Consider the following 18,069-nt stretch of genomic DNA (forward strand, 5'->3'; position numbering starts at 1 on the left):
CATTCCACGTTTATTTTCATCAATCTGTGTACTTATTACCCTATGCAAGATACCTTTATACAAGCCTACCCAAAGCTACTACAGCCTTCCGTTGCAGTCGCGGGCTTGTGGCTGGCGCATGGTGATGAGCCACTACTCAGTCAATGGCTCATCGATGCCCTGCGACCACATTGGCGCGCGCAGAATTACGCGATTAAGCGTATTGAGCTGATTTCCGTCAAGAGCTGGCAAGAGGTATTGTCAGAGCTTGGCAGTCAGTCTTTGTTTGACGACGCCAGCGCTTTGATCGTGACGGGCAATCACAAACCTGACAAAGCCGTCATCGCTGAGCTTGAGCGCTTTGCCGTTGAAGCTCAAACAGGGACGCACAGTCATAGTTTATTATGGCTCACGCCCAAGCAAGACAAACGAGCGCAAAGCAGCAAGTGGTTTACGCCATTTGCTCAATATGGTCATGTCATTGATTGCAATTTATATAATGAGCAGCAACGACAGCAGCTACTGCAAATACAAGCTCAGCAGTTTGGTTTACGGCTATCGCAAGATGCGTGGCAGCTGCTTATGTCGCATACTGAGCACCATCTGCTAAGCGCTTATCAGACCTTATGGCGGCTCTCCTATTTATTTGCGCCGCAGTTAGTCGCTAAGAATATTGAGGCTAGTCAACAGACTGACCATTCTACACAACTGAAAAACAATATTGCCTTAGACATTAAGGATCTACAAGCTGCGTTGGTCAGTGATGCACAGTTTAGCGTCTTTGATTTATCGGATGCCATGCTTGCCGGTAACAGCACGCAAGTCGCTAAAATCATGTTTCAGCTGAAAGCCACCGACGAGCCAACCACCTTGGTATTATGGGCGGTTAGTAAAGACATGCGGCAAATTATGCAATTGATGGATGGGCAAGACCCACAAAGCCTAGGCATTTGGCGTAGCAAACAAGGGTTGTACCAGCAAGCATGCCGTCGCCAGTCAAAAACTCAAACGGCTGAATGGCCTGCCCTGCTTTATAAATGTGACCAAGCCATCAAAGGACTCGTGCGTCAGCCAGCGTGGGAGTTATTATTGCAGGCAGCGCTTGAGTTATCAGGTAAGCGGCTGTTTGCCGTTTGATTGGTTGAAAAAATTCAATAACTTATTTAGCCAAGTTTTCTTATCGTAAGTTCTGTTATTAACTGAATAAGGAAAGTTTTTTAAAGTTTCTGTTATATCTGCTTCTTTTTTTCTACCCCATTCATGATTTAGCTGCGTTATAAGTTCAATTTGCTTATTAAAGCGTATAACTCTTTGATCTTCACTCATGACACTATTCTCTTGCTCATACTCGCCTGCTACCCTAGACGTTACCATCTCAAAAAACTCATAAATGAAATCATCTACATCTAAAAAAGATTCTCTAGATAACTCACTACCGCGCTCACATATTACATAGTGGTAATAGCCACCGCTTATCTCCAAGTGTGGCTCACCAAATCCAGAAGGCATATCTCTTAAAATAACATCATCAATATTTAGCCCTATCTTTTTACTATAATCGTTAATTATTTTTTGAATTTGCTGATGGTTTAACATTACATTCTTCCTTTGTTTATTATTTCCATAATATAGTCTGCCTTATCTCTACTGCTGAACTTCTTAACCTTTCGTAAACTAATTTCCGTTCCCTTTTGCAGGTGAAGTCTCTACTATATCTACACTTGATTTAATTGTGACTGGATTGTTGTTATGCGAAAAATAAGCAAAAAGTCTGCTATCAAATGGGGTGTCATCGCCTTAATCATCGTAGCATTAGGGGCTTTGGCCTATACTTTTTTAAAACCAGAAGAAGAAAAACCCAGTTATTTAACCGCACCTGTTGAGGTTGGTGATATCGAAAATAATGTCATGGCATCAGGTAAAGTTAAAGCACTTAATACCGTTGATGTCGGTGCACAGGTTTCTGGTGAGGTCACAAACCTCTATGTAGAAGTGGGTGACGAGGTGAAACAAGGCGATTTGATTGCACAGATTGATCAAGTGACTCAGAAGAACAGCCTGAGCAATGAACAAGCCAGTCTTGAGCAAAGCGAAGCCGCGCTACAAAGTGCGCAAGCAGAGTCGTTAAGCAAACAAGCTAGTCTAAAAAGTGCCTATGCTGATCTTGCCAGCCGTCAGTCTGAGCTTAAACAAGCACAGTCTGATTTTTCACGCCTGCAAGGACTACTCGCTATCGATGCGATATCACAACAGGATTACGATACACAGGCAACAAAAGTTCAAACAGCGCAGGCAGCGGTCGCCAATGCACGCGCTGCTATTGATACGGCACAAGCCGCCATTGCAACAGCCACTGCAAACATTAATAGCCAACAAGCAGCATTACGAAAGTCTCAAACCAATGTCGCAACGGCTCAAGAAGACCTTAGCTATACAACGATTCGCGCACCAATATCAGGTACTGTCGTCTCAGTGACCACAGAGCAAGGCACGACGGTCAATGCCAATCAAACAGCCCCGACCATCGTAACTTTAGCAGATTTGTCTACTGTTAGAATCAACGCACAAATCTCCGAAGCCGATGTTATCAATGTCAATGCTGGTATGCCCGCCTACTTTAATATCATCGGTAATCCAGACAAGCAGTATGATGCGACACTGACAGCTATTGAGCCTGCACCTGAGGAGATTAGCAAGACCAGCTCAACCGATTCTGCGATCTACTATGTTGGCTATGTTGAAGTAGCTAACCCTGAGCGATTATTTCGTATTGATATGACCGCCCAGATTTATATCATCATCGATCAAGCCAAAGACGCGTTGCTTGTGCCATCAGCAGCCATACAAGAAAGACCCGCGAGAAATCAAACTGAAGGTCAAGCAAAAACCAGCAAGGTTGTACGCGTACTAAGTGATGACGGCACAGTAGAACCTCGCACAGTAGAAGTAGGCATTGATAACCGAGTAAATGCGCAGATTTTAAGTGGTTTAAAAGAAGGTGAGCAGGTTATCATCGGCGAAGGTAGTGCCAATGCTTCAGGTAAAGGTGGTGGTCGTACTCGTATACCTGGTGGTACTCCAAGGATGTAATTAATTCTTTGACTATGTTAACGATGAAAGGGCTTGAGCAACTTAGCCCTTTTCTCACGACACTCACTATCTTTGATTAAAGACATTGCTATGACTATATCTCAATCTGCTAAACAGCCGACCGACAGCACTAGCGCTTCGATAGAAAACGACTCATCGAATGATACTGCAGCTACCGCTGACAAGCCCATTATGGAGCTGTCGGGTATTATTCGAGAGTTTGCTGCCGGCGAGCAAACCATTCGCGTATTGCACGAGGTTAATTTAACGATTAATCAAGGTGAAATGGTCGCGATTATCGGGCAATCTGGCTCTGGTAAGTCTACTCTAATGAATATCTTGGGTTGCTTAGATCAAGCGACAGCAGGTGACTATAAGATTTATGGCCAATCAGTAAACAAGCTAGAGGCAGATGAATTGGCTGAGTTACGCCGAGAGCATTTTGGCTTTATCTTTCAGCGCTACCACCTGCTTGGTGACATTAGCGCTAAAGATAACGTTGCCGTCCCTGCCGTGTATGCTGGTATGAATACTGAGGCACGAATCAATCGCGCAGAAAAGCTCTTGACCGATCTAGGTCTTGGTGAAAAGGTAAATAATCGTCCTAGCCAGCTCTCAGGTGGCCAACAGCAGCGTGTTTCTGTTGCTCGCGCCCTGATGAATGGTGGCGATGTCATCTTAGCGGATGAGCCAACTGGTGCACTAGATAGCAAATCTGGCGAAGACGTGATGGCGATCTTACATGACCTAAATGCTAAAGGTCATACCATCATTATGGTCACTCATGATCCCAAACTTGCCGCACAAGCCGAACGGGTGATTGAGCTGAAAGACGGTTACGTCATTGCAGATTACAAAACTGAGCATTATAAACCGACAACTCAACACCCAGAATCTATCCTCGGTGGACATCGTAAAAGTGCCTTTGGCAGTTTTGTGGATCGTTTGCTCGAAGCTTTTAAAATGTCCTTACTTGCCATGCGTGCACACAAGATGCGCACCTTACTGACCATGTTAGGCATTATCATCGGTATCGCTGCGGTTGTGTCTATTGTTGGTCTTGGTCAAGGCTCTCAGCAGCAAATTCTCGCAAATATTAGCTCGCTAGGAACCAATACTATAACAGTGAATGACGGCTACCCTAGAGGCGACCCGCGACGTAAATATAATGACGACAACCTCACACCAGAAGATGCAGAAGCGGTCAGCAGTCAACCGTATGTTATCAATGTGAGCCCTCAAGTCAATACCAGCTCTAGTGTACGCTATCGCAGCGTGCAGGAAGACTCGACCATCAATGGTGTTGGTGAGTATTATCTAGAGGTCACTGGTGAGACGCTGGCATTAGGTCAAGGTTTCGATTCGCAAAGTATCGACCTTCGCAGTCAAGATATTATTATCGATGACAATGCCAAGAGTGCTTTTTTTGCAGATATAGATAACCCTATCGGAGAAGTTATACTCATCGGTAGTGTGCCTGGACGAGTGGTTGGCGTCCTTGAGGCAAGCGACAGTGGCTTTGGACCAAGTAGCACGACACCCGTCATATATATGCCTTATACCACTGTGATGTCACGTATAACTGGTAGTGCAAATATTGATAGTTTTATAGCACTGTTAGATGATAGTGTCTCATCTAGTGTAGCTGAGTCAGCTATTTCCGACATAATAGAAGGTCGCCATGGTAAAGATGATTTTAATATTATTAACTCAGATTCTATTCGTCAGACCATTGAATCAACTACAGGTACTATGACACTGCTCATCTCATCGGTTGCTGTTATCTCATTGATCGTTGGTGGTATTGGTGTGATGAATATTATGCTAGTATCGGTCACGGAACGCACTAATGAAATTGGTGTACGTATGGCAGTTGGGGCTCGTCAAAACGATATCATGCAGCAGTTTTTGATAGAAGCCGTACTCGTCTGTATTTTGGGCGGCTTATTAGGTATTGGAGTAGCGTTTGCTATCGGTGAAATCATTAATAATTTTGCTGGTGATAGCTTTAAAGTGATTTACTCACCAACTTCTATCATTGCTGCCTTTATTTGTTCAACCTTGATTGGCGTTGTCTTCGGCTTTTTACCAGCACGTAATGCCGCCAAGTTAGATCCTGTTGAAGCACTGTCTAGAGATTAACCGCTATTTGCCAAATATCAGACAGTCGAATACGGCATTTCCTTTAAATTCACTGATAAACGTCAATAAAATGCATATTTTTTACTTTAATTGCACTTTTTTTATATTACGGGGTTGTAATTGTCCTGATAGTGTATATAATGTGCTCTCACGTTTAGGGATAGAAATTCTTTAAACGTTGAAACAAACTTAATGCCTCTTTTAATGTTGATTGACCTAATATTAAAAATTAAGTTTAAAGACATTTTTTAGATGTCTAGTTTTAATAAGTTTGCCTTCAAGGAAGCTTATCTTGTAGTAGATATAAACCTAGTAAAGGTATAGAGTTTTTAGAATTTACGAAAATGTAAATCCTCTTGCACTCAGATGAAGTAATACTTCATTTTATCTTCGCTCAGGGCCGATAGCTCAGTTGGTAGAGCAGTTGACTTTTAATCAATTGGTCCCGCGTTCGAGTCGCGGTCGGCCCACCATATTTAGTATTATGCTTGTTATGTACATTGCCCTATCAGGTATTGGCATAATAAGTAACAAAGTTTAAGAAGCTTTCTTTTAGAAAACTTCACCGAATTTACGAAGTTGTAAATTCACTTGCAGAGTTAAAAAGAGCCATGCTTTTTTATACACTCTTCAGGGCCGATAGCTCAGTTGGTAGAGCAGTTGACTTTTAATCAATTGGTCCCGCGTTCGAGTCGCGGTCGGCCCACCATATTTAGAAAGCCCAGTCATTATATTAATAGTGACTGGGCTTTTTTTTGTTTAAAATTTTACTTTATTTTTTACGGTTTCGTTTAAAAATAGTGAAGTCAGCGTCTTTTCGCCACAGTAGCTTATGCTTAATCGTGTCTTTGATCGTCCGTGGATGCTTGGGTGCTTGCGTAATCAGCATATCAAACGTTGCTGCATCTATTGCCAGCTCACATCCATGTGCCATCATGACCATGGATGGTTTCAACGCCTTTATTCTTTGTAGTGACTGAATATAGACTTTAGGATCATAAATAGGAAAAGGCGCCACGAACTTATGACGCAGTTTGATAATGAGATCGGCCGTATAGACTTGCCGACTTGGTACATGAAATAGAGACAAGTCACGATCTGTATGTCCGGGTGTTTCCAGTACTTGCCATTCATCAAATTTCGGCACACTATCCCCATCTTTAACGATAATATCAGGCGTAAGATGAGCAGGATAATACAGATTTTTAAGGGAGCGACCTTGACGTCTCGCCACATAATGCGCAAGGTTTATATCCACAAAATGCATGGCATGCCCACCGATACCGCTATACCATTGACGCTTTTTTTCTGCCGAAACAATGATACAGCCCGTCTCTTTTCTGAATTGATGAGCGCCGCCTGCATGATCAGGGTGCATATGGGTCACTACGACGACTTTTAGATCGCTGATTGGTCGCTGTAACGTCGTTCTAATATAATCTAATACCATCACTACATCAGGGCGGCAACCACCGTCCAGTAGCATAATTTTATCTGGATATACCGCAAGATAAGTACTTTGGATATATCCTTCTAAACGTACAATTTCACATAAACTCATTTGCATTCCCTGCTACATGATTGCTCACTGTTATAGCATCCCTACTATAGGAGACGCTTTTAACGCGCCTTAATAGGATTTAGTATAACGCCCACCATTCAACTTGTAATGACTTTGAGTGAACGCTTGTGGCTATAAATTGCTTTTTTATAAAACTTGCCATCAAAAAAAACCCAGCGCTAAAGCTGAGTTTTCGTTAAATTAGTAAAATTTTAAAAGTATCAGAAGTTTAAACTTAATACTACCTTATGCCAAGTCACGAACCTTTGGCTCACGTTCCCACAGACGCGATTTGGCATTCTCAATAAAAGTATCCAATTCAGCCAGTGGCGTCACGAAACTGTCTTTTTCAATAGGCAGTTTGCTTAAGATAAACTCATCGGTCGCGCCGCAATAAGCAATGGCTTTGCAATGACCATACGCATCGTTAAACCAATCTAATGCTGAGCTGTCTTTTGCTAGCTTTTTAGCTTGGTCTGGCATAATGATACTAACGACCGCATCAAACATCACTGATGGACCGCCAGCGAGACGCTCATCAGCCTGTATACGAGTGTCGTCATCTAAGACAACTTCTTTATTGGGCGCAACGATTTTCACACTAGCACCCTGCGCTTTTGCCGCCTCTTCGAACTTTTTGATTTCACTATGCTTAGAGCCTTCAGCGACCAAGATACCAATCAAACGCCCTTGTAAACTTTTCGGCGTTATACCAATCGTTTGTACTGCTTTCGATGTCGCCATGTCCTGTACAGGAGCAGCAGCATCAGCAGGCTCTGGCAGTTCCATACCTAGCGCTGTTGCCACACGATTTGCCAAGTCTTCATCGATATGCGGCAGGTGACTCAGCATACGCGTACGTACATGCGCCGTATCTACTTTACCTAGCTCAAAGGCATAAGCAGACGCAATATGTGCTTGTTCAGCTGGTGTCTGGCTACGATAGAACATCCGCGGCTGACTGTAGTGATCGGCAAAACTTTCTGCACGCACGCGACCTTTCACACCATCATCCAACTGCTCGTGGAATGACTCAAAGCCACGTTTGGCACTTTCGCGCGGTCTAGTCGGATCTAAGCTTTGCGGTTCATAGAGTACACGAGTCTTAGGTACTTGCATCTGCATATGACCATCTTGCTGATTATTAGCAAACGGGCATTTCGGTGCATTGATTGGAATTTGGGCAAAGTTAGGCGAACCTAAACGTGATAACTGGGTGTCTAGATAACTGAACAATCGACCTTGTAATAATGGATCGTTACTGAAATCAATGCCCGGTGGCAGATGCGATGGACAGAACGCCACTTGCTCCGTTTCTGCAAAGAAATTATCCGGATAACGGTTCAGCACCATTTTACCCACGACTTTCACTGGCACCATCTCTTCTGGAATCAATTTGGTGGCATCTAGATGATCAAACGGGAATTTATCAGCCTCTTCTTCAGTAAATAGCTGGACGCCAAACTCCCATTCAGGATAGTCGCCATTATTAATGGCTTCAAATAAATCACGGCGATGATAATCAGGGTCAGCGCCGGAGATTTTCACCGCCTCATCCCACGTGGTTGACTGTACACCAAGTACAGGTTTCCAATGGAAACGGACAAAGGTACTCTTGCCTTCTTTGTTGATTAAACGATAGCTGTGAATACCAAAGCCTTCCATCATGCGTAAACTGCGTGGTAGTGCACGATCACTCATCAGCCAAATTAAATTATGCATGGTCTCAGGACTTAATGACACAAAGTCCCAAAAAGTATCGTGCGCCGAAGCGGCTTGCGGAAATCCACGATCAGGCTCTGGTTTAACCGCGTGAATCAAATCTGGAAACTTCATCGCATCTTGAATAAAGAAAATCGGCATATTGTTACCAACGATGTCCCAATTGCCTTCTTCGGTATAAATCTTTACGGCAAAACCACGCACATCACGTGGCGTATCTTTTGAGCCTTTGTTACCTGCAACCGTAGAAAAACGGGTAAATAAAGGCGTCTGTTTACCTGTTTCAGTTAAAATTTTCGCCGTGGTATATTTTTCGAGCGACTCAGTGAGTTCAAAATAACCGTGAGCAGCACTACCACGCGCATGAACGATACGCTCAGGAATACGCTCATGGTCAAAATGATGAATTTTTTCTCGTAATACAAAGTCCTCTAATAAGGTTGGCCCACGTGCGCCTGCTTTTAGAGAGTTTTGATTGTCAGAGATGACGACACCTTGTTGGGTCGTTAGCACTTTAGCGTCATTCCCTGCGCGCTGGTGAGTCTCACCGCCATTGCCACGTTCCGTATTCATATCTTTAGCGGGGTCAGTATGATCAATATTATTTTTCATTATGCATCCTAGCTAGTAATTAAAAGTAGGCTCTGTACCGAGCTGTCTCTAATATTAGCCAAAAAATATGACTAATTCATGGCACTCCTTGTTGATATTTGGTTAAAGTTTGCAGCCGTGATAAAGCCGTAATTTCAGCGTATTTAAACAGAGCTTCAACGTTGACGATAGATTCTTGTAATGTGGTGATTTTTTAAGGTATGCTCTTAGGAAGCATTAAAACAGTTGATAAATAAAATGGGCATGGTTTTAGCCAACTATTTATCTTTTTTATACGATTATAAGGTGACCTACCATGTTATCAACTTCAAATACTCCGTCCAAAAAACCTTATCACTCATTGCTAATGGGTGCGTCAATCGGACTAATGGCACTGACTTTCAGCCAAACAGCTGCCGCTATTACAACCAAAAATATTACCTATACCGTGGATGATCAAGCATACGAAGGCTATTACGCCAAAGCCGATAAAGCGAATGCGCCTTTTATTTTACTCATTCATGACTGGGATGGATTGACAGACTATGAGCGTAAACGTGCTGACATGTTAGCAGGCGAGGGCTACAATGTATTAGCGGCAGACATGTTCGGACAAGGCGTTCGCCCTACTTCTATTGAAGAAAACAAACGCTTAACTGGGGAGCTATACGATGATCGCAATAAAATGCGCCGCATACTTCAAGGTGCGCTGAATGCTGGAAGACTACAAGGTAATGATGTGCGTAAAGGCACTACCATGGGATATTGTTTTGGCGGTACCGTTGCTCTGGAGCTGGCGCGCTCAGGATTTGAGCAAAAAGCATTTGTACCCTTCCATGGTGCCTTTGATATTCCAACGGGTCAAAGTTATGACAAGACAACTGGAGAGATCTTAGTATTCCATGGCTCTGCTGATGAATCTGTCTCTCTAGAGAGCTTCGCAACTTTGGGTAAGACGCTAGAAGCCGCCAACGTACCGCATGAGATGGTGACATACAGTGGTGCCCCACATGCCTTTAGCGTGTTCGGCAGTGATAGATATGATGCACGTGCAGATGAGCGCTCGTGGAACCACTATTTGGATTTTTTAGCAAATGAATATAAATAACTTTAATTTATATCCTATAAGAACAGCGACCCTTAATTATTAACCAGCCTATCTCATTGATAAATGAGTCGATTAAAAGCCAAGGAAGCCAATTATGTTATTGAAGAACGACGTATTGCGTGCGCGTGTTAGATTGTTAGGCGCATTTTTAGGTGAGGCCATTTCTCGCCAATCTGGGGAGGACACCCTACGTACTATCGAAACATTGCGCAAAGGCTTTATTCAGGAGCGCCGCGAGCATAATCCAGCACACAAACAGCAGATGATCGATCTTATTGCCTCATTAGACAATCAAACCTTAAAAAACGTCATTCGCGCATTCTCTATTTACTTTTTCCTCGCCAATTTAACGGAAGAAAACTATCTGCGTGAGCAACGCCGTACTATGCGTGCCCAGTCCAATCAAAGCTGGGAGGGATCCTTTCGCCGCACCTTGTTAGAATGCCGTGAGCGGCAAATCGAACCTGCGCAAATCAAGGAGCTTATTGATCACCTTAAATTTATTCCTGTTTTTACGGCTCATCCTACCGAAGCCCGTAGACGCACCACCATGAATATCTTGCAAACCCTCTATGAGCATACCGATGCCATGAGCGACTATCCAGAAGGCAGTCTAGCCTTTATGCAAGCCAAGCAAAAAACAGCAGAAACCATTGACTTACTGTGGTCATCAGACGAAGTTCGCAGCCGAAAACCTTTGGTTTATGATGAAATAAACAACGGCTTACACTATTTTGATGCCAGCTTATTCACTGCCATTCCCAAAGTGTATCGTAATATAAAAGACGCTATCGTCGATATCTATCCTGAGTTAATCGACTACCCTTTACCCGCCTTTGTCAGTTTTGGCTCTTGGATTGGTGGCGATAGAGATGGCAATCCTTTCGTCACCCATGAAACCACTGAAATGGCGGTATTGATGCATGCCAATACTGTACTGCGTCATTACCAAGTATTGGTCAGAAAATTGCGTCGTGAACTGATTCATAGCGATACTATCGTCGATATCGCGCCAGAGATTTATACCCGTATCAAAGACTACAGCACACTCGATCAAAAAGTCTTTTGCTACAATCCTGATGATTACAATAATGAGCCGTACCGAAGACTGCTGTCCATTATTCTGGCTAAAATAAAAGCGACCAACCAGCATATCCAAAGCCAAGGCACAGATAAAGAGGCTGCAAAAGAGGCTTATTCAACACCGACGGCCTTGCTAGATGATTTACGCCTTATTCGCAAAAGTGTCAATACTCATGACAAAGCGCATGGCGAAGGCTTACTGCTTGATACCATTCGCCTAGTCAAAACCTGTGGATTCCATTTAGCCTCGCTAGATATTCGCCAAGATTCAGGATATCACGGCGAAGTCATTGCAGATATTTTTGCTAGCGCCTCGAATCTACCCGACTATCGCACCCTCAGCGAAACAGAGCGCCAACAATGGCTAACGCGTTTGCTAGAAAAGCCAGGTGCACCGCTGATTTATACCGACAACTTAAGCGCGCAAACACACGAACAGCTTGCTCTGATGAATTCTGTCGCTAAACTGCGCAAACTGGTTGGCGACGATACTTTTGGTAGCTATGTAATTTCGATGACCAACAACGCCAGTCAGCTATTAGAGGTACTACTACTGATGCGTTTTGCAGGCTTATCGGGTATTGATAAGAACGGGCATTTATTTTCTGCCCTACCGGTTGCGCCACTGTTTGAAACCATCGAAGATTTAAAAAATATCGATAAGATTATGCCAATGGTGTTGAACAATCCGCTGTATCGGGAGCTACTTGAGCACTCAGGAAACATTCAAGAGATTATGCTTGGCTACTCAGACTCTTCTAAAGACGGCGGCATTATTACCTCCGCTTGGCAATTATATAGTGCCCAGCAAACCATCACCGATATCGCCAATCAATATGGTATCACCACCCGCCTGTTCCATGGTCGTGGTGGTTCCGTCAGTCGTGGTGGTGGCTCAACCCATCAAGCCATCGCCGCGCAGCCTGCTGGCACTTTACATGGACAGATCAAGTTCACCGAACAAGGCGAAGTACTTTACGCCAAGTATGCCAATCCAGATACTGCCGTGTTTGAATTAACCATGGGAATCACGGGGGCGCTAAAAGCCAGCTCGTCACGATTTGTCGAACAACCCAAACAGCTAGATAGCTATGAAGCGTTATTTGCTGATTTGGCAGATGCAGGCGAACAGCAATATCGAGAGCTGACGGATAACACAGAAGGCTTCTATCAGTTTTATTCTGAGGCCACGCCAGTACAAGAGATTTCATTGCTCAATATTGGCTCGCGTCCTGCTCACCGTAAAAAAGGACTGCCGAGCAAATCGACGATTCGGGCGATACCGTGGGTATTTGGCTGGTCATTGGCACGCTTTACCCTTCCCGCTTGGTATGGCGTGGGTAGTGCTTTAGATAGCGTCAAAAAAGACGAAGCGTTAATGAAGGAGATGAATAAAAACTGGCCATTTTTCAATGTCTTTGTCAGTAATATTGAAATGGCTTTTACCAAATCCGAGATGAATATCGCCCGTGCATACAGTCAACTGTGTAAAGACGAAAGCTTGCGTGAGCAAGTCATGCAGGCAGTGATTGATGAGCATGAACTGACGCACGCAGGTCTCAACTCCTTGCTAGAACAAGCGTCTTTACTCTCAAACCAACAAGACTTGGCTCATTCATTGGAATGGCGTAACGCCTATTTAGACCCCATCAACTATATCCAGATTGAGCTACTCAAGCGTATGCGCCAGCCTGATAACGCTAGTGATGATAAATTGGAAAATAACGAGAGACTGGCTGTCGAAGATGCATTAATTCGTAGTATCAATGCTTTGGCAGCAGGGCTACGCAATACGGGTTAGTATTTATAAATAGGTTGGTCTTTACGGATTCAAACTTATATAAAGCTGAGTTGATTCATGGTGTTATCACAGTGAATCAACTCAGCTTTTTACGTTAATAGAGTTTTTCGAATACTAATATTTGATTGTTAGATGGCATCTCATAACGCCTACTTAACGTTAAATGATGTGCATTTGCCAAATCTATAACGTCTTCTAAATGACGGATGCCACTGTTAGCATCACGCTGGCGCAAGCTATGGTCAAACTGACGATTGCTTGCACTGCTATAACTGCCCTTTTCGTTAAAGGGTCCATAAACGATGAACTTACCATTTAAAGGTAATATATCGCCGACCAATTGGAATAATTTAGCCACTAAAGACCACGACATAATATGCAAGGTATTGGCGGTAAATACCGCATCATACGTTATATCGACCGCATTTTTCATTGGCACTGAATCACACGATACATCAAAAGTAAGCGGTGCATATAAATTAGGGGCAGGATAAGCAACATGCCAAGCATTGATGGTGGCGTGATTGACAAACACATCACTGGTCTGCCATGTTAAATGCGTCAATCTTGGTGCGAAATACACACTATGCTGACCAGTTCCAGAACCAACCTCTAACACATGCTTAAAGTCTTTTAGCTCTTCTTGTAGAACTGTCAGAATCGGCTGTTTATTATTTTCACACGCTTGAGAAAATGCTATTCCAGCAGGAGCAATCGATTGGCTATTATCTAAATCATCATTCAACACTGCTAATATCCTTATATATCTTCATTACTGTAGCTTTGATATTAATAATGGCGACAAGCAAAGCGTTGAAAAAACTAATAAATACCCGCTTCTACCCCAGCTGCCAGTGTCATCGCCAGTTCTTCTACTTGTTCAGTAAAACCATCTTGCCAATCACCTTGCAAAATCAGCGCCTCTTGAATCCATGACCAACGCAATCCGGTCGTAATGGTTTTCATAGCAAGCTTAGTACCCGTACCGTCATGACCTGCGCGAATATATAGTGCAAATGGCATGCCTTGCTTCTCTTCCAACACAGGATAATAGCAACGATCAAAGAAGTCTTTGGTCAGCCCTGCCATATACGCCAAGTTCTCAGTCGTCCCTAATAATAGTGCATCGGCTGCCAGCACATCTTCAGGCTGCGTATCTTGGGGAGATTTGATTATGACATTGATATCTATATCAGGATGATTGGCACCATCATAAGCCGCTTGCGCCAACTTCTTAGTATTAGGCGATGGCGCATGCGCAACGATCAGTAAGGTTTTGTTAGCCATATTAATCACCCTTATAGAGATTGCTAGTTTCTGGAATTAGTAATTCTTGGAATCAATAGCTCTTAGAATTAATAGTCACTTTTTGAATAATATCAGGATGGATGCTTTTCGCAACCGGACAAGTCAGCGCAGTGTTATAGAATATTTTTTGCGTCTTATCATCTAACTCTTGATTAAAAGTAATAGCAATATGCACTTCACTAACACGTCTTGGATCAGCAGCCATTATTTTGGTCACCTCGCTCGTAGTACCTGCTATATCAATCTCCATATCGCGAGCTTTGATACCGATAATGGTCAACATACAACTGGCTAAGCTCGTCGCCAGCAAATCAGTCGGCGAAAACGCCTCACCTTTGCCTTGGTTATCAACTGGTGCATCAGTAATGATTTCATTATTTGACTGCAAATGAATGGCGGTGGTACGCAAATCGCCTTGGTAGGTCACTTTTGATGTCGTCATGGGGGTTCTCTTTGATAGTTATAATATATTTGCACCCTTCGATGCCCATACAACTACATCATCTCTCTCAAACTTAAGTTGTCGTCCTAACTTAAAATTGGGGCACATAAAAAATACAAATTTTAATTTGGCATTAGTTTCTAATACCTTATTTATGTCTTTCTTAAGCTTCTGATTGCTTGTAGGAGCCACTGCAGCAAAAACTTCAGCAGCTAATTCACCACATTCTGATTCAATATCTGAACCTGGAGCAGTTCCAAGATTAAGTCTAAATGGGGCTAATTCTTGGTATTCAGTAAATAGAATTTCCAATGCGTAAAATGAAGCTAAATAAGTAAAAGATTGGTTAATCTGCTCGACTATATTGAGTTCACGCTTAGAATCTAAAGGGTCAAAACCTATACCGCCAAACTTCATTTTTGAAAAGAGCGTTTGTGAAGAATTTGAGGTAATCTCAGAGCTAATCTGCGATAAAGTCTTATCCATTGATTCGTATAGTTTTTGCTCAAGTTGTTTGAGCTCTTCGATATCTTTTACTGTGAAAGATTTGAGCATAAGTTTCCTTTGTGCGGTAATAACTCATTAATTCACAACTTTATGTTCATGTAATTGAATATCAATTACATGCTCTGGCAAGAATATCACTTTGTCATCCATAGATAGGCATTTTTGTTCATCTGAAGTGATCGGTACATTTTTTAGTAATCCTGTATAATAAGGGCCATTACGTCCAGTAACTATAACCCACATTCTTTCACTAAATGAACCATGATCTTCTAGGTCGCTAAGATCCTCTTCAACTTCAATATTAAAAATTAGTTTAACAGAATCATTATTTTTCAAAGTTTGACGATTATTTTCATTAGGCATATAAAATGTGTCAGGGGTACGATGATTTTGAGCTAAACCACTTAAAAGTTCATATCCATCTAAGTCCATCGTTGCTAACCGAAGAGATTTAAACTCCTTCTCTTGCTCTTCCCAATTTGGAGGACTACCAATTTCTGGAACTATATGCACTAAGTCTCCAAATATATTTCTTAAAAGTAGTTCAACAGAACTATCTATAGCGTCTTTTTTTCTCATATCTATTGCAAAAATACCTGCGAAATGAGGTGGTATAGCACAAGTTAATCCAGGTTCAAATGCTCCTTCCCGCACGACTGGAATAAATTTTTCTCTAGAAACTCCGGCTGCAATATGCCCAGAAATAATTTGTTGTTCGTAGCCAACTCCACCTTGACGCTTAAGTGATTTTTCATAATAGTTAAGAGTATATATGATTATGACATAATCACATTCGACTATTTCTTTCTCCATAAATTGAGTAAGGCTTTGTCCAGGTTTTACATGCCATTGATCTAGTTTAACATTTACACCATTCAGTCTGAGACGAGTAGCAATTTCACGAACCCACGTTTTATGTTTGTCCGAGTCCCATGAATAAGAAATTATGTCGCTAGGTATCGCAATATTATTCAATAGTCTATTCCTTTAAATTTATAATTTACCACCCTTCAGATTTAAAATAAATATGATAAATCAATTATATAGCAACATAAACTACGCCATACACAGAATTACTCACATGAAAAAACCCAACGAGTTAACGTTAGAAGATGATCTAGGAATAGAGAGCTGACGATGACCTACTCAACCATTGGCGCTACAATATTTTACTTCTGGATTATAGTATAAAACCATAACTGCAAACTAACGACTTTATCTATTTGAGGATTAAGCTGTTCAAATAGTAATATCTATAAAAAATCTAATAACCACCAACTAATTTTTCTTAAAGAAAATTATTAGCTTGTAGTGGCATAATAAAATTGGACAGCGCATAAGCGGTTATATTACCCCAAAGAGGATAACCAGTATGACTACCAAACGCAGAGAATATACCCGAGAATTCAAGTTAGAAGCCGTCAGCTTAGTGGTTGATCATAAGCGTAAGATTGCAGAAGTGGCAGAATCGTTAGGGATTGGAGCTTCTACTCTAGATAACTGGGTACGCAAGTATAAAAAAGAGCAGCAAGGGGTTACGCCAACTCAAGGTTTGGCACTCACCGATGAACAACGAGAGCTACAGGCGCTTCGCAAACAAGTTAAGCAATTGACCATGGAGCGCGACATCTTAAAAAAGGCTTCAGCTCTACTGGCATCAGACAGTCTCAAAAGCTACTACTGATAATTAAGCTTGTAGAGCAAGACAAACGCCTAAATAAAAGCCAGTTGTGTCGTCTATTTAGTATAGTGAGAAGCACCTACTACTACGGCAAACAGACTAAGCCCATTGATATTGAGCGTGTCAAACTCAAAGCTTTGATACGTCAGGTATTCAACGAATCAAAGCAGTCAGCAGGCACTCGCACCATTATCGCCATGCTGTGGAATGAGCATCGCATTAGGTTGACGCGCTACTTAGCCGCTAAGCTTATGAAGCAAATGGGTTTGGTCAGTTGTCAGCTTAAGTCTCACAAGTACAAGCACGCTGATCAAGCGCATAGAACCCATGACAATATATTAGACCGCAGGTTTAGCCCAAATGCGCCTAATCAAGTTTGGACAGGTGATGTGACTTATGTTCGTATCAAAGGTGGCTGGTGTTACTTAGCGGTTGTTCTAGACCTGTTTGCTCGACGTGTGGTTGGCTTTAGTGTCTCTGACTCTCCCAACAGTCTCTTAACCAGCTCAGCGCTACAGATGGCGTATCACACTAGACTTAAACCAAGCGGTGTGCTGTTTCATTCTGACCAAGGGTCGCACTACACCAGTGAGAAATTCGCTGACACGATAGCTGATTGTGAGGGTATGACACAAAGTATGAGCCGTCGTGGTAATTGTTGGGACAACGCACCCACTGAGCGCTTCTTTAGAAGATTTAAGACGGAATGGATGCCAAAGGGTGGCTACGAGGATATAGCTGAAGCATCAAGTGCTATTAGCGATTATATCTGGGGCTACTACCAAACGGCGAGACCGCACAGCTTCAATAATTATTTACCGCCCGCTGAAAAAGAAAGACGTTACTTTAATCAAAACCTCTTATCAGGTGTCCGAAATTAGTTGACCCCTACAGCTAAACCTCGCTGAAATATAGGTCCAATAACCTAACAGCAGAATGGTAATCATCCCAACCATAAGACACTTATCAAATAGAATTAAGCTGCGTGGTTTAGTTTCTGCATTGGCGTAAAACCGCCATTGCCCATATTCGGGCGCTCGTGGTTGTAGTGATA

The 18,069-nt window shown here is 42.5% G+C and carries 15 protein-coding genes and 2 tRNA genes; 9 read left to right on the forward strand and 8 right to left on the reverse strand.

Annotated elements, in window-relative coordinates:
- Positions 1–42 precede the first annotated feature (42 nt).
- Positions 43–1,116 (forward strand): DNA polymerase III subunit delta, encoded by a 1,074-nt coding sequence (gene holA, locus ACP7AE_RS11885; protein WP_426243275.1) that lies wholly within the window; start codon positions 43–45, stop codon positions 1,114–1,116.
- On the opposite strand, the gene ACP7AE_RS11890 is transcribed toward holA, so the two are convergent.
- Entirely contained in the window at positions 1,090–1,575 is a 486-nt protein-coding gene (locus ACP7AE_RS11890; RefSeq protein WP_426243277.1) for an Imm63 family immunity protein, read from the reverse strand. The genes holA and ACP7AE_RS11890 overlap by 27 nt on opposite strands.
- A gap of 153 nt (positions 1,576–1,728) precedes the next feature.
- Between ACP7AE_RS11890 and ACP7AE_RS11895 the strand changes: the two genes are divergently transcribed.
- From ACP7AE_RS11895 to ACP7AE_RS11910, 4 genes are all read left to right on the forward strand, one after another.
- Positions 1,729–3,069, forward strand: coding sequence for an efflux RND transporter periplasmic adaptor subunit (locus ACP7AE_RS11895; protein WP_426243279.1), 1,341 nt, complete (start codon positions 1,729–1,731; stop codon positions 3,067–3,069).
- A gap of 192 nt (positions 3,070–3,261) precedes the next feature.
- Positions 3,262–5,211, forward strand: a complete 1,950-nt coding sequence (locus ACP7AE_RS11900) for a MacB family efflux pump subunit (protein WP_426243299.1) — start codon at positions 3,262–3,264, stop codon at positions 5,209–5,211.
- A gap of 397 nt (positions 5,212–5,608) precedes the next feature.
- Positions 5,609–5,684, forward strand: a tRNA-Lys gene (locus ACP7AE_RS11905).
- 160 nt (positions 5,685–5,844) lie between these two features.
- Positions 5,845–5,920, forward strand: a tRNA-Lys gene (locus ACP7AE_RS11910).
- Positions 5,921–5,983: 63 nt separating this feature from the next.
- On the opposite strand, the gene ACP7AE_RS11915 is transcribed toward ACP7AE_RS11910, so the two are convergent.
- Both ACP7AE_RS11915 and ACP7AE_RS11920 read right to left on the reverse strand, forming a co-directional pair.
- Positions 5,984–6,772 carry an MBL fold metallo-hydrolase gene (locus ACP7AE_RS11915; RefSeq protein WP_426243281.1) on the reverse strand — a complete coding sequence of 263 codons (789 nt, stop codon included), beginning with the start codon at positions 6,770–6,772 and terminating at the stop codon, positions 5,984–5,986.
- 246 nt (positions 6,773–7,018) lie between these two features.
- Positions 7,019–9,106 (reverse strand): catalase, encoded by a 2,088-nt coding sequence (locus tag ACP7AE_RS11920; RefSeq protein ID WP_426243283.1) that lies wholly within the window; start codon positions 9,104–9,106, stop codon positions 7,019–7,021.
- A 295-nt stretch (positions 9,107–9,401) separates the two neighbouring features.
- Here ACP7AE_RS11920 and ACP7AE_RS11925 point away from each other — a divergent pair, with 295 nt between their 5' ends.
- Positions 9,402–10,193 (forward strand): dienelactone hydrolase family protein, encoded by a 792-nt coding sequence (locus ACP7AE_RS11925; protein WP_426138027.1) that lies wholly within the window; start codon positions 9,402–9,404, stop codon positions 10,191–10,193.
- A 94-nt stretch (positions 10,194–10,287) separates the two neighbouring features.
- Positions 10,288–13,077, forward strand: coding sequence for a phosphoenolpyruvate carboxylase (gene ppc / locus ACP7AE_RS11930; protein WP_426243285.1), 2,790 nt, complete (start codon positions 10,288–10,290; stop codon positions 13,075–13,077).
- 94 nt (positions 13,078–13,171) lie between these two features.
- Here the strand turns inward: ppc and ACP7AE_RS11935 are convergent, their stop codons facing one another.
- The 5 genes from ACP7AE_RS11935 to ACP7AE_RS11955 form a co-directional block, all read right to left on the reverse strand.
- Positions 13,172–13,825, reverse strand: coding sequence for a DUF938 domain-containing protein (locus tag ACP7AE_RS11935; RefSeq protein ID WP_426243287.1), 654 nt, complete (start codon positions 13,823–13,825; stop codon positions 13,172–13,174).
- A 74-nt stretch (positions 13,826–13,899) separates the two neighbouring features.
- On the reverse strand, positions 13,900–14,364 hold the full coding sequence (locus ACP7AE_RS11940; RefSeq protein WP_426243289.1) for a flavodoxin family protein: 465 nt from the start codon (positions 14,362–14,364) through the stop codon (positions 13,900–13,902).
- Between the two features lie 52 nt (positions 14,365–14,416).
- Positions 14,417–14,827: an OsmC family protein gene (locus tag ACP7AE_RS11945; protein ID WP_426243291.1), complete on the reverse strand. Its 411-nt coding sequence runs from the start codon at positions 14,825–14,827 to the stop codon at positions 14,417–14,419.
- Between the two features lie 18 nt (positions 14,828–14,845).
- Positions 14,846–15,382, reverse strand: a complete 537-nt coding sequence (locus tag ACP7AE_RS11950; RefSeq protein WP_426243293.1) for a hypothetical protein — start codon at positions 15,380–15,382, stop codon at positions 14,846–14,848.
- A 27-nt stretch (positions 15,383–15,409) separates the two neighbouring features.
- The gene (locus ACP7AE_RS11955) at positions 15,410–16,309 is read right to left on the reverse strand and encodes a toll/interleukin-1 receptor domain-containing protein (RefSeq protein WP_426243295.1); all 900 of its coding nucleotides are present in this window, start codon (positions 16,307–16,309) and stop codon (positions 15,410–15,412) included.
- Between the two features lie 397 nt (positions 16,310–16,706).
- Between ACP7AE_RS11955 and ACP7AE_RS11960 the strand changes: the two genes are divergently transcribed.
- A complete protein-coding gene (locus ACP7AE_RS11960; protein WP_379544545.1) occupies positions 16,707–17,018 on the forward strand; it encodes a transposase in 312 nt (103 codons plus the stop codon).
- A gap of 2 nt (positions 17,019–17,020) precedes the next feature.
- A complete protein-coding gene (locus ACP7AE_RS11965; protein WP_426243301.1) occupies positions 17,021–17,896 on the forward strand; it encodes an IS3 family transposase in 876 nt (291 codons plus the stop codon).
- Positions 17,897–18,069 lie beyond the last annotated feature (173 nt).

It is taken from the genome of Psychrobacter sp. TWP2-1-2, from assembly GCF_049896785.1.
Taxonomy (GTDB): domain Bacteria; phylum Pseudomonadota; class Gammaproteobacteria; order Pseudomonadales; family Moraxellaceae; genus Psychrobacter.

Coding starts and splice junctions, on each gene's coding strand:
- holA (WP_426243275.1), top strand. CDS start 43: ATGCAAGATACCTTTATACAAGCCTACCCAAAGCTACTACAGCCTTCC.
- ACP7AE_RS11890 (WP_426243277.1), bottom strand. CDS start 1,575: ATGTTAAACCATCAGCAAATTCAAAAAATAATTAACGATTATAGTAAA.
- ACP7AE_RS11895 (WP_426243279.1), top strand. CDS start 1,729: ATGCGAAAAATAAGCAAAAAGTCTGCTATCAAATGGGGTGTCATCGCC.
- ACP7AE_RS11900 (WP_426243299.1), top strand. CDS start 3,262: ATGGAGCTGTCGGGTATTATTCGAGAGTTTGCTGCCGGCGAGCAAACC.
- ACP7AE_RS11915 (WP_426243281.1), bottom strand. CDS start 6,772: ATGAGTTTATGTGAAATTGTACGTTTAGAAGGATATATCCAAAGTACT.
- ACP7AE_RS11920 (WP_426243283.1), bottom strand. CDS start 9,106: ATGAAAAATAATATTGATCATACTGACCCCGCTAAAGATATGAATACG.
- ACP7AE_RS11925 (WP_426138027.1), top strand. CDS start 9,402: ATGTTATCAACTTCAAATACTCCGTCCAAAAAACCTTATCACTCATTG.
- ppc (WP_426243285.1), top strand. CDS start 10,288: ATGTTATTGAAGAACGACGTATTGCGTGCGCGTGTTAGATTGTTAGGC.
- ACP7AE_RS11940 (WP_426243289.1), bottom strand. CDS start 14,364: ATGGCTAACAAAACCTTACTGATCGTTGCGCATGCGCCATCGCCTAAT.
- ACP7AE_RS11945 (WP_426243291.1), bottom strand. CDS start 14,827: ATGACGACATCAAAAGTGACCTACCAAGGCGATTTGCGTACCACCGCC.
- ACP7AE_RS11950 (WP_426243293.1), bottom strand. CDS start 15,382: ATGCTCAAATCTTTCACAGTAAAAGATATCGAAGAGCTCAAACAACTT.
- ACP7AE_RS11960 (WP_379544545.1), top strand. CDS start 16,707: ATGACTACCAAACGCAGAGAATATACCCGAGAATTCAAGTTAGAAGCC.